Below are 12,790 nucleotides of genomic sequence, written 5' to 3'. Positions count from 1 at the left end.
GATGTATTCCGAATTTCAGGGGCATATTTGCCCGGATCCGCCGATTTTCTTTTCAAGATAGGTGTTGAAACGCGTATTTTGTGAAAAAAATACCGGAAATCTGCAAAATAATACGCATTACGCGTCGAATAACAAGGTAACTTGTGGCGTTTTTGTTGGAAATGACGAGTTATGCGCAAAATACCGACCATGATTTGATGCTGGGCATCAAAGCCAACGATGCGGCAGCTTTTACCGCACTCTTCAACCGTCATTACCGTAACCTTTACCTTACCGCACTGAATATTCTCCGCCGCGACGATGTGAGCCGCGACCTGGTGCAGGACGTTTTCACCCAGCTCTGGGTGCGCCGGCACGAGCTGGAGATCGCCTATCCCAATGCCTGGCTGCAGCAGGCCATCCGTTTCCAGGTTTTCAAAGCCATCCGCGACCAGAAGATCGACGAGCGTTTTTACGACCGTTTGATGGAAACCTCTTCCGAACTGCTCGACGAGCAGCCGTTGCTTTTCAAGGAGCTGGACGGGCTCGTGCGCGAGATCCTGGCTTCGCTGCCGGCAGATGCGCGGCGGATTTTCCTCCTGAGCCGGGAAGAAAAGCTCCCTTACCGCGAGATCGCCGTGAAAATGGAGATTTCCGTGAAAACCGTGGAAAAGAAAATGACCGCCACCCTGAAAGTGCTTCGCTCCCGCCTCCGCGACGCCATGTTCGCCATCATCCCCTGAGAAAATTTTTTTATCAACCGTAGGGTACCGCCGCATGAGTGGTACTAAAGTACATAGCGATGAACAAGCAAACCTTAGCCACACTGATCGACCGCTACCTGGACGGCACCGCCACAGACGCAGAAAAGCGCCTGCTGGACGCCTATTACAACAGTATGCAGCAGCAATCCGCCCCCGTGCCCAACGCGGAGGAAGACGAAGCCATGCGCGTGCAGATGCTGGCGAAGGTATTGGAGAACGCAGGTATCGCACCGCTGAAAACCACGCCGGTCCGCCGCCTCTGGGTGCGCCGCGCCGCCGCTGCGGCAGCTGTGGTCGTACTTTCCGGTGCGGCCTGGTGGATGCTCCAGCCCGAAAAGCCCCAGCTGGCCACCCGCGTGAAGCAGGAACCCGTACCGCAGCCCGGTAAAGACGTGGCTACCCTCACACTCGCCAACGGACAAGTGGTAGTACTGGGCGATTCCGCCGGTACATTGCCACCCAGCCAGGGCGGAGCATTGCTGGCGGCGGGAGGCGATGCGCTCACCTATAACGACGAAGGCACCGCCAGCGGAGAGCCCGTCTACAACACCCTCAAAACCCCGGCAGGCGGCAAATTCCGCCTCACCCTGTCAGACGGTACGAAAGTCTGGCTGAACGCCGCATCCTCCATCCGCTACCCCGCCCGGTTTACGGAAAACGAAAGAAAAGTGACCGTATCCGGCGAAGCCTATTTCGAAGTAAAAGCCAGCGAAGCGCAGCCTTTTGTGGTGAGCGTGAACGACAAAGCCGCCATTCGCGTGCTGGGCACGGCTTTCAACATATCCGCCTATACAACTGACCCCCGCATCGTAGCCACCCTCGTTTCCGGCAAGGTGCAATTCAGCGCAGGCGGCAACCCCGTTATCCTGCGCCCTTCCCAACAGGCCATAGCCGGGGACGACGGGAACGTGACCATCCACGATGCCGACCTGGAAGCCGCCACGGCGTGGAAAGACGGCTATTTCCGCTTCCATGGCACAGATATCAAAACCATTATGCGCCAGCTCGAACGCTGGTACGATATAGAAACAGAATACCAGGGCGATATTCAGCACCTCTTCGTGGCAGACATCCCGCGGGATGCGCAGCTGGAAGACATTCTGAAGCTGCTGGAAATGACCAACCGCGTGCATTTCACGGTCAACGGAAAGCGCGTGACGGTGAAGCCATAATTGAATCGGGAAAATCGGACTAGCGACATACACATTATTCAGACAGAACAAGGACTTTAGAGACATTCGGGGACAATAGCATCGCAGAGGGGGAACAGGTACAACATTTTTCTAACCGCATCAGCCGGTTCATGTAACAAGAAGGACAAATTTTTTCTTCCGGAAAACGGGAGACGGGGCGCTGCATGTGTGATGCGGCGCACGGGGGAACTTTTTAATCAACCAACTCAAAACGCACATGAAAGGATTTTGGATCACCCTGCTTTTATGCTTGCAGGGGAGCGTTGCGCTGATGGCGCAGAACGTCACATTGGCGGAAAAAAACGCACCGCTGGAACTGATTTTCCGAAAGGTGCAGCAACAGACCGGTATTAGTTTCGTGTACACGAAAACGGAACTCCTGGCCGCAAAACCGGTAACGCTGAACGTGAGCAATGCTCCGCTGGAACAGGCGATGGACGCCAGTTTCGAAGATCAACCCCTTACCTGGTCGCGCCAGGGGCAGTACATCGTCGTGAAAGCCGCGCCCATTCGCAAAGCTACCGCCCAGGCGCCGCAAAACACCGACGTGAGCGGCCGCGTGACAGACGATAAAGGCCAGCCCGTGGAAGGCGCCGTTGTTGTCGTGAAAGGCACGCAGAACGCCACGTACACCGACGAAAAAGGGAATTACGTCCTGAAGAACGTTCCGCAAGACGGATTCCTCATCGTCCGGATGATCGGCTTCAAACAGAAGGAAATCGCGGTGAAAGGCGCGAAGCTGAATATTCAGCTGGAACGCATGTCGCAGCAGATCGAAGAAGTGGTGATCACCACCGGTCTGTTCAACCGTAAAAAGGAAAGCTTTACGGGCGCTACCGCTACTTTTACCGGCGAACAATTGAAATCCGTCGGTAACCAGGATGTGGTGAAATCCCTCCGCACGCTGGACCCCTCGTTCAACGTGGTGCCCAACAACGCATTCGGCTCCAACCCGAATGCCCGCCCGCAGGTGGAAGTACGCGGCCAGACCGGTATCTCCTCCTTCAACTCCCAACTGGGCATCGATCCCAACCAACCTTTATTCATCCTCGACGGTTTCGAAGTGACGCTGCAACAGGTAGTGGACCTCGATATCAACCGCGTGGCCAGCATCACCCTGCTGAAAGACGCCGCTTCCACCGCCATATACGGTGCCAAAGCCGCCAACGGCGTAGTGGTGATCGAATCCCGCAAGCCTACGCCCGGCCAGATGCGCCTTTCCTATACCTCCGACCTTACTTTCGATTCTCCCGACCTGCGCGATTACAACCTCATGGACGCGGCAGAGAAACTGGAGTTCGAACGCCTCGCAGGCCGATACAAGGCTTTCCTCGGCAACCCCACCCAGCTTGAGCTGGACAGTATGTACAACCGCCGCATGGGCCTCGTGGCGCAGGGTGTTAATACCTACTGGCTGAAAGCGCCGTTGAAAAACGCGTTCTCCCAGCGCCATTCCGTGTATGCAGACGGTGGGGACGACGTAGTGCGCTACGGCATCGGCGCCAACTATCGCCGCAACGAAGGCGTGATGAAAGGTTCCGGCCGTAACACTTACGGCGTGAACCTCGACCTGATTTACCGCAAAGGCAAATTCAATATCTCGAACAAGGCGTTCTTCACCGGTGTGAAATCGGACGAATCGCCCTACAATTTCAAGGATTTCGCGCATACCAACCCGTACTACAAAATGTATGACGAGAAGGGCAATGTTTCCAAATTCCTGGAAATGACGTCAGACGGGCGGAAGGCGACCAACAACGTCCGCAACCCGCTGTACGACGCTACCCTGCGCAGCTACAGCATGGGTAAGCAGCAGATCTTTACCGACAACCTGGCGATCCAGTATAACCTCGCAGACGGGCTCCAGGCCATCGCCGGTGTGAGCTTTACGGTAGACAACAGCAACGATGAAAGCTTCAAAGACCCGAGGAACGCGGAGTTCGAGCAGATGGTCAACGACCTGAAAGGCCGTTTCACCTCGAAGGAATCCAGCAAAACCTCCTGGCAGAGCTACCTCGCGCTGAACTACGGTAAAATCCTCCGCGGCGGGCACCAGGTGTCGCTCAACCTTCGCGGAGACGCTACCGAGTCCAAAACGAACGGGCTCACCACCATCGTGCGGGGCTTCCCCTTCGGCAGCAACGGCAATCCGGGCACGGGCACCAGCTACGATACCGAGAAAAAACTGCCGACGTACGTAGACGCCGTTTTCCGTTCGGCTTCCGGCATCGCTTCCGGTAACTATACCTGGCAGAACCGGTTCCTGGCGGATGCATCGTTCCGGTACGACGCTTCCACTTCGTTCGGCTCCAACCAGTCGGAACATGCGTTCTGGTCGCTGGGTGCGGGCTGGAACCTCCACAACGAGCCCTTCATGCGTGCGATCCCCGTCATCAACCGCCTGAAACTCTTCATCAACGCGGGTACCAACAGTAACCAAAGCTACACCGGCCTCGGCTCCACTTCGGTATATACCTACGCGGCGCTGTACAACGTGGCCATGGGGCAATCGCTCGAGCTGGGCACCGTGGGCAACCCCGACCTGATGTGGCCCATCACTACCAACACCAACATGGGCTTCGACCTGTCGCTCTTCAAATCGCGGATCAACGCCACGGTGAACTATTTCAAGAAGTATACGGACGATATGGTGGTACCGCTCACCATGCCGCCCTCCACCGGTTACAAAACCTATAACATCAATATGGGCGGCCTGCGCAACTCCGGCGTGGAAGTGACCGCGCGCATCACGCCCTGGTCTGACGTGAAACACCGCGCATCCTGGATCGTGACGCTGAACGGCATCTGGCAAGACAGTAAGTTCACCGGCCTGGGGAACTCCCTCGAGCAGGAAAACAGCAAGTTCGCCAGCGATTCCCTCCTCGAATCGCAGTTCCGCCGCTACCAGGACGGGTTCAGCCAATACGACCTCTGGTCTGTGCGCTCCATCGGCATCGACCCCGGCAGCGGAAAGGAAGTGTTCCTGAAGCTCAATGGCGATCGTACCATTATCTATGACGCGAAAGACCTCCGCAAGGTAGGCTCCTCCAGGCCCACCGTGGAAGGTGTGGTAGGAACGGGCTTCATGTACGAAGGGTTCAGCTTCTCGGTGAACTTCCGTTATCGCCTCGGCGGACAGGCCATCAATACCGCGCTGTTCGATAAAGTGGAAAACATCGATGCGGAAGGCGTGTTCCTGAACCAGGACCGCCGCGCGCTGTACGACCGCTGGCAGAAAGCCGGCGATATCGCAGATTTCCGCAGCTTCGGCGAACTGGGCGGATCAACGATCCAGACGTACGTAACGTCCCGCTTCGTACAGAAGGAGAATACGTTTACCGGCGAATCCATCAGCGTAGGCTACGAATTCAGCCAGGCAAAATGGATCAGCAAACTCGGCCTGAAAAACCTCCGCGTCAACGCCTATATGAACGAATTCGTGCGCTGGTCCACCATCAGGGCCGAAAGAGGTACGGAATACCCTTTCACCCGCTCCGGTTCACTTTCTGTTAACGCCAGTTTCTAAACGAGAAAAAGCTACATCAACATGAAAAAAACATTCATCAGCATATACGTACTCGGCGCACTGGCCCTCTTCTCCTCCTGCAAAAAGTGGGTAGACGTGGAGCCGAACGACCGCGTGCTGGAAGACAAGGTGTTCACCAATCCCGACAACATCCGCAACACCCTCAATGGTATCTACAGCAACGTGGCCGCTAAATCGCTCTACGGCGAATACATGACCATGACGGCCATCGATGCGCTGGGGCAGCTGTATTCCGGCAGCATCCTCAATACCGGCGGCGGCCCGGCCGGCGTTTCCAACGGCACGCCCGCGCTGTCTTACGTAAATTACGACTACGCCAACCCGACGCTGAAAGAACAAATGCTGAACGCCTGGACCCAGGCATACAGGACGGTACTGAACATCAACATGTTCCTCGTCAATCTCGAAAAATATCCCAACGTGCTCGATGCGGCGGAAGAAAAGCTGTACCGTGGTGAACTGTACGGGCTGCGCGCCATGATCCAGTTCGACATGCTGCGCGTCTTCGGCCCCATATACCTCACAGACAGCACGGCGCTTTCCGTTCCGTATTATACCACCGCCACGCCCAACGTAAAGCCCATCATGCCCGCTAATGAAGTGATGGACAGCGTGCTGACCGATATCGACCGCGCCATCGCGCACCTCGGCGCAGACCCGGTGCTGACCACCGGCAAACAGGACAAGATATTGAACGATGGGCTCGACTACACCCGTATGCGCAACCTGCGCATGAACTGGTACGCCGCCAAAGCCCTCAAAGCCCGCGCCCTGCTGTACCGCAACGCGAAAACAGCGGCGTATGAAGTGGCTACGGAGCTCATCGGCAAAATGGACGGCGAATTCCCCTGGATGAACGCAGATACGGCCTCCAATCCCATCGACAGGACTTTCAGCCGGGAAGTGATCTTTTCGCTGAACGTGCCGAACCTATATGATTGGTCGAGAAAGCTGTATGGGGGCGATGTGAAATCGGACGTGATGTGGGCGCCCAATACCACCCGCCTCAACAATACCTACGAAGGTAAAGTGCAGACGGACTACCGGTTTTCCACGCTGCGGAACTTCAGCTGGTGGGACGTGCCTCCTGGCGCCACTTTCGGGTATAAAACCCTTCGCAAATTCAATAACGTGGATGGCGTGAACGTGCAGTTCCGTTTCCGGATGCCGATGCTGCGCAAAAGCGAGATCTATTACATTGCTGCGGAATGCGCGCCCGACGATGCTACCGGTTTCCAGCTGCTGAACACGGTGCGCCGTGCGCGGGGGCTTACCGAAGATCCGCTGACGACCAATCGCCAGACGGAAATCCAGAAGGAGTATGCGAAAGAAATGTATGGGGAAGGACAACTGTTCTTCTTCTACAAGCGCACCAATACCGCGCGCATCCTCAAAGCCAATGGCACGGGATCGACCGGCACTGCCAACCTCCAGACGATGACCCGCACGCAGTACGTGGTGCCTCTGCCGGAAAGTGAAAGCTATTACCAATAACCTTCAATCCATCAGCATAATGAAAAAATTATTATACCTGTTACCGGTGGCCGTAGCCACGATGCTGGCAGCCTGCGAGAAATCGCCGCTCGTGCATTACGACGAAGGCAATACCATTTACTTCAAAAGCGCGCGTGGAACAACCGGTAGGGAACCGGCGCCGTTCGACTCCATCAACTTTACGTTCATGTACGTGAAGGGCGATACCGTGATCCTGCCCATCCCGGTAAGCGTGGCGGGAAAGGCGCAACCGATCGACCGGGCGTTCGATGTTGTCGCAGATACCGGTTCCACCGCGGAATTCGGCAAACATATGAGCATCGCATCCGCCGTGATCCGGGCCAACTCGCTCAACGATACGCTGTTCGTTAAACTGTTCCGCACGGAAGATATGAAGGCGAACAACCTCCTGATGCGCCTGAAACTGGTGCCGAACCAGTATTTCCAGACCGATATGGCCAGCCGGAAAGTAGACAACCGGATCATCCCGTTCCATGTTTTTCGCGTGTTCGTGACCGCCCGCGCCATTCAGCCGGTAAGATGGCTGGACGCATATTTCGGGGTGTTCACCGCGAAAAAGGCAAGACTGATGACCGACCTGTTCGGGTTCAATTTCGAAGCGGATTTCAACCCGCCGTACGGCCCCACTTCCGGCATCAACTTCGTAACGTCGGGCGCCAACGCCATGCACCGCTACCTGCAGGACATGGACGCCGCCGGAACGCCTGTTTTCGAGGAAGACGGGTCTAAAATGACCATGGGATCCTTTATCGCTAACCAGTAATTCATCAACATGAAGCAATATATTTTCCTTACCGCCGCAGCTGCCGTTCTGGGAAGCGCGTGCATGAAAGACAAAGGGAATTACGACTATAAATCGATCAACGAAGCCGCGATCACACTGCCGGAAGAAGTATTCACCAAACTCGGCGATACGCTGAAACTGCGGCCCGAAATCAATTTTACGCAAGACGCGGGCGATGGTTCCGATACCGCCCGCTATGCGTACAAATGGGTGGTGGAGCTGTCGCCGACGAACGTGCAGACCATCAACACCACGCGCGATTTCAACAAACCGGTAGACAATCTCAACGTAGGCGTTTACAAAGCGGTGTTGTATGTAACGGATAAGCAGACGAAGGTCGGGTTCGAGAAGAAGTTCAAACTGACCGTGACCACCGCCGCTTATGAAGGGTTCTTCGTGCTGGGCGCGCTGGGCGATTCCTCCCGCCTCGATCTCCTCGCGTTCAACGGCTCCAATCCCGATTCCACGAAGCTGTATGCCGATGTGCTTACTGCTTTCAATTCGGATTATCCCCGGCCCATCGGCAAGCCCCTGGGCATGCATACCGCCAGCAAGGTCTCTGATTACCAGTTCTTCATTTCTACGACGACCGGCACCAACTCGCTGGAGCGGAATACGCTGAAATGGTCTGCCAACAAGGCGCTTTCCTTCCTTTGCTTCGGCAAGCTGCCGGAGAAATTCGCGCCGGAGGCGTTCTGGTCGTTGCAATGGAGCTACGCGATGTACCTCAACGACGATATCTACATCTATACCAATACTGCCCTGTTTATCCTGAACGCTCCGTCGAACCATGTGAAGGACGAGCCCTTCCCCTTCAAGCCCAGCAAGCATTTCAGCTTCGTGAAAACATTGTATTCCGACTACCTGCTGATGTTCGACACCCAGAAACGCCGCTTCGCCCGCGTCGGCATTACGTCTACCGGCAAGGAAAACTACGCCAGCCTGCTCGTTACGTCCTCTTCTGCGAAGTTCGACTTCAGCGATGTGAAGATGGACCTCGTATGGATGAGCCGCAACGCATACGGCGGCAATACCTTCGCGGTGTTCAAGAATGCCGCAGGTGAATACTGGTACTCCATGTTCGACATCGCAACCGGCAACCAGCCGATTTTCCAGAAGATGAACGTAGGTGCCGATTTCGCAGCAGCGAAATACATCGCCACCGATCCCACCCACGCTACCCTTTATTACAGCAACGGCAGCAAGCTCTACGCGTACCTGCCCGATGCCAACCGGGAACAGCTGGTACAGGATTTCGGGGAAAGGATCACGTACATGTATTTCCCGGAAAACGTGACAGACAAAGTACCGATGTACCAGCCGTACCGCGGCAGCTTGCTGGTGGCCACTTTCAACCCGGCGAAACCTGAGACCGGCGGTACCCTGCGGTTCTTCAAGACCAACAACCAGGGCGCCACGCCCCAGGTGACGCCTACCATCGCACATGGCGGGTTCGCCGAGCCGGTGGGCATCGCCTTCAGGACGCGCGCCAACAACCTGTAATGCAGCAGCATCAGAAACCAGTCATATCAAATCCACGAAGGTGCAGGCCGCAAAGCCTGCACCATTTTTAAAGTACGATCATGAAGAAAATATGCCTCCTGGCTGCGATGGCCGCTTCCCTGCACAGCTTCGCCGCCATCCCGCCCACTACTTACATCCAGGGCGTTACGGACGCCAAAGACCCTAAAACCATGTACCTCTTCCGCGCGGAAGACGGCGCCATGGCACAGGTGGCTACCGTGAAAACCTCCGCCGCAGGAACTTTCGCTTTCGCCGTAGCCGATCCGGAAGAAGGGTTTTATTACGTGTCGGACAACGCGAACGTAAACAACCTCAGTCATCGCATTTACCTGAAAGGCGCGTCCACCATCGAGATGGACATTAAAGGATCGAAAGCCGCCGTGCGCGGGGGCTCCAAAGAAAATCAGGCCCTCGCGGCCTGGCAAAATGTGTACGACGATATCGCCATCCCATCCTGGAGCGGCATCCAGTACCGCGGCACTTATGAAGATTTCTTCCCCGTCTTCGAATCCTTCATCCCGAAGTTCGAAGCTTTCCGCAAATCCATGAAAAGCAGCGGCAACAAGCGGTTCGATGAGCTGATGCGCTACCTCGTGGTGAATGACGTAGACGCAGCGGCGGTCAACTTCCTCTTCATGCCCCGCACCAAACATCCGAAACAGGAAGATTATCCTGCCTACTACCGCCAGATCGTTCAACCCGGGAAATATGCGGATACCCGCGTGCTCCAGCTGGGCGACGGCCTCCGCCGGATGAACGCCTACGCCATGTACCGCCTTATGGGAACGGGCGTAAAACCAGGCAAGGATGACATGATGAAAGGACTGGAGAACGATACGCTGAAAGGATTTTTCCTCGTAAACGGCCTCGGCGGTTACCGCGACCAGTCTACGCTCATCGAAGCCATGAAGCCTTATCAGCACCTGCTGGTTACCGACTCGCTGAAAGCGCGGTACAAGCGTGCGGAAATGGGATTGGCCTCCTTTGCGAAAGGCGCCAAATCCTTCAACTTCTCCTATCCCGACATTAACAGTAAAACCGTGACCATGGAAAGCCTGAAAGGCAAAGTGGTATTGATAGACACCTGGGCTACCTGGTGCGGCCCCTGCAAGGCGGAAATCCCGCATCTGAAAAAACTCGAAGAAGAACTGCAGGGTAATACCGACATCCAGATCGTGAGCATTTCGGTGGATGTGGAAAAGGACAAGCAGAAATGGGAAGATTTCGTGAAGAAGGAACAGCTCGGCGGCATTCAACTGTTTGCCGGCGGCTGGAAAGAGTTCACCGATTATTACAGGATCACCGGCATCCCCCGGTTCCTCGTGTTCGATAAACAAGGCGCTATCGTAACGGTAGACGCGCCGCGCCCTTCGACACCCGAGCTCAAACAGTTACTGCTGGCTACGGCCAACGCAAAATAGTTTTAGTTAGAAAGATTGAAATGACATAAACTGGCGGCGCTAATTTTGGCGCCGCTTTTTTTATGGCCCGTTACCCCGGCTATTTCGTTTTCAGCCCCGCCAATACGATGAAATGCGCCGGTTTTCATTCTTGTATTTGAAAGCCGGGAAAGGCGATTAATTTTGCCGTCGTTTTCCGGAACCCGTGCCGCCCCGAATACCTCGAAACATTCAAAATCCCGCATATTTCCCATGAAGAAACAATTCACAAGCACGTTGCGCCGGTACGGTGCGCTCGTTCCCATGCTCTTCCTCCTGTTCGTTTCCGCCTGTTCGAAGAAAGGCGACCCCGGCCCGAAGGGCGACAACGGGAAAGACGGCAACGCCAACGTTATGGTGTTCAACTTCGGCCCGCAGACCATCACCTCCGCGATCAACCTCACGATCGACGTATCGCGCGGGAAAATGGATTCCAGCATGATATTGGTGTTCTATAACCCGGAAACGGAACTGGAATCCGCCTGGTACCCCATGCCCGGCGTTGGCTCCGGCTCGCTGTACGAAACGCGGTTCCTGACCTATCAGTCCGGTACCTCGCCCTCGCGCTATACCGTAGCCATCCGCCTCATGACGCTGGCCGGCGCTGCATATGCGACGCAGGTGAAATTCAGGAAGCTGCGCATATTTGTGGTGCCCGCAAATACGATGGTGAACGCGCGCCAGGCGCCCCTGGCCGACTATAGCGATTATGCCGCAGTGCTGCGCTATTACGGCATCGCGGCGTTATAAAAAAATTAACACACGAACGGCCGGCCAGGGTTCACCCGGCCGGCCGTTCCGATTGTCTTATTATTCGCGCATCACGACATAGACCGGATCACTTCCACGGTATGCTTTACCATATCGGCGGTGATGCCGAGGTGGGTGACGATGCGTACCTGGGTGGGAGAGATGGCCATGACGCGGATGCCGTGTTTGGCGAGGTAATCGCGGAACTTGACGGGCGTCCAGTCGCCATGCACAGCGAAAATGAGGATGTTCGTTTCCACGGGGAGCATATGCCCGACGAACGACTGTTCCAGCAATGCCGCCGCGATGGTTTTGGCGTGAGCGTGGTCTTCGGCGAGGCGGTCGATATGATGATCGAGCGCATAGATGCCGGTTGCGGCCATATACCCGGCCTGCCGCATGCCGCCGCCGAGTTTTTTGCGGACGCGTTTGGCTTCGCGGATGAATGCGGCGGAGCCGAGCAGTACAGACCCGATGGGGCAGCCGAGGCCTTTGTTGAGGCAAACGGAGATACTGTCGAACGTACGCCCGTAATCCGCCGCCGGTTGGCCGGTGGCGAGGAGGGCGTTGAACAGGCGGGCGCCGTCGAGGTGAAGTCGGAGATTGTGCTCGTTGCAGGTTTCGCGGATGCGGAGGATCTCGTCCCAATCGTAGCAGCATCCGCCGCCGCGGTTGGAGGTGTTTTCGAGGCAAACGAGGGAGGTGGTGGCCTTGTGGTCATCGTCTGTCGGATTGACGGCCGCTGCCACATCGGCGGCGGAGATCATGCCGCGGTCGCCTTCGATGGGGCGGGCCTGGGCACCGGAGTTGAAGGCAATGCCGCCGCCTTCGTAGATATAGACGTGTGCGAGGGAAGAGCAGATGACTTCATCGCCGGGGCGGGTGTGCACTTTGATGGCGATCTGGTTGCTCATGGTGCCGGAAGGGCAGTAAAGAGCTGCCTCCATGTCAAAAAGGGCTGACATCCTGGCTTCCAGTTCGCGGACGGAAGGGTCTTCTCCGAAAACATCGTCGCCCGTGGGGGCTTTCAGCATGGCCTCCAGCATGGGAGGGGTGGGTTGTGTGAATGTGTCGCTTCTGAAATCCATTGAAAAAATTGCAATGAGAAGATGAATAAATTAGAGAGAATGTTAATTTGAATTGAGATATTTTTCAATTGTTAAAATTTGCATAAAGCCCTGAAAATAGCGACTAAAAAGCTATTAAAATCCGTTTATACAATGTACTTTGTTATAGTGAACAAGCAGAAATGCCGTTATGACAATGTGCCCGATCATTGACAATGAATGCGTAAC

10 protein-coding genes are annotated in these 12,790 nt (G+C 55.7%); 8 read left to right on the top strand and 2 right to left on the bottom strand.

Annotated features, from left to right (window positions below; translation table 11 throughout):
- Window positions 1–143 precede the first annotated feature (143 nt).
- From WJU22_RS23280 to WJU22_RS23250, 7 genes are all read left to right on the top strand, one after another.
- Complete coding sequence (locus WJU22_RS23280) at window positions 144–722, top strand: RNA polymerase sigma-70 factor (RefSeq protein WP_341840571.1); 579 nt, start codon at window positions 144–146, stop codon at window positions 720–722.
- A gap of 59 nt (window positions 723–781) precedes the next feature.
- On the top strand, window positions 782–1,915 hold the full coding sequence (locus WJU22_RS23275; protein ID WP_341840570.1) for a FecR family protein: 1,134 nt from the start codon (window positions 782–784) through the stop codon (window positions 1,913–1,915).
- Between the two features lie 238 nt (window positions 1,916–2,153).
- Window positions 2,154–5,462, top strand: coding sequence for a SusC/RagA family TonB-linked outer membrane protein (locus tag WJU22_RS23270; protein WP_341840569.1), 3,309 nt, complete (start codon window positions 2,154–2,156; stop codon window positions 5,460–5,462).
- Between the two features lie 21 nt (window positions 5,463–5,483).
- The gene (locus tag WJU22_RS23265) at window positions 5,484–6,977 is read left to right on the top strand and encodes a RagB/SusD family nutrient uptake outer membrane protein (RefSeq protein ID WP_341840568.1); all 1,494 of its coding nucleotides are present in this window, start codon (window positions 5,484–5,486) and stop codon (window positions 6,975–6,977) included.
- A gap of 19 nt (window positions 6,978–6,996) precedes the next feature.
- On the top strand, window positions 6,997–7,761 hold the full coding sequence (locus tag WJU22_RS23260) for a DUF4843 domain-containing protein (protein ID WP_341840567.1): 765 nt from the start codon (window positions 6,997–6,999) through the stop codon (window positions 7,759–7,761).
- A gap of 9 nt (window positions 7,762–7,770) precedes the next feature.
- The gene (locus WJU22_RS23255) at window positions 7,771–9,285 is read left to right on the top strand and encodes a PKD-like family lipoprotein (RefSeq protein ID WP_341840566.1); all 1,515 of its coding nucleotides are present in this window, start codon (window positions 7,771–7,773) and stop codon (window positions 9,283–9,285) included.
- An 80-nt stretch (window positions 9,286–9,365) separates the two neighbouring features.
- Window positions 9,366–10,727, top strand: coding sequence for a TlpA disulfide reductase family protein (locus WJU22_RS23250; protein ID WP_341840565.1), 1,362 nt, complete (start codon window positions 9,366–9,368; stop codon window positions 10,725–10,727).
- Window positions 10,728–10,729: 2 nt separating this feature from the next.
- Here WJU22_RS23250 and WJU22_RS23245 read toward each other — a convergent pair whose 3' ends face one another.
- The gene (locus WJU22_RS23245) at window positions 10,730–10,960 is read right to left on the bottom strand and encodes a hypothetical protein (RefSeq protein ID WP_341840564.1); all 231 of its coding nucleotides are present in this window, start codon (window positions 10,958–10,960) and stop codon (window positions 10,730–10,732) included.
- Between WJU22_RS23245 and WJU22_RS23240 the strand changes: the two genes are divergently transcribed.
- On the top strand, window positions 10,959–11,495 hold the full coding sequence (locus WJU22_RS23240; RefSeq protein WP_341840563.1) for a hypothetical protein: 537 nt from the start codon (window positions 10,959–10,961) through the stop codon (window positions 11,493–11,495). The two genes, WJU22_RS23245 and WJU22_RS23240, sit on opposite strands and share 2 nt — an antisense overlap.
- A 71-nt stretch (window positions 11,496–11,566) precedes the next feature.
- Here WJU22_RS23240 and WJU22_RS23235 read toward each other — a convergent pair whose 3' ends face one another.
- Window positions 11,567–12,583, bottom strand: a complete 1,017-nt coding sequence (locus WJU22_RS23235) for a GntG family PLP-dependent aldolase (protein ID WP_341840562.1) — start codon at window positions 12,581–12,583, stop codon at window positions 11,567–11,569.
- Between the last annotated feature and the right edge of the window lie 207 nt (window positions 12,584–12,790).

Source organism: Chitinophaga caseinilytica, assembly GCF_038396765.1.
Taxonomy (GTDB): Bacteria; Bacteroidota; Bacteroidia; order Chitinophagales; family Chitinophagaceae; genus Chitinophaga; species Chitinophaga caseinilytica.
Note: the sequence above shows the minus strand (reverse complement) of the source record. Positions and strands in the feature narration are given on the sequence as shown.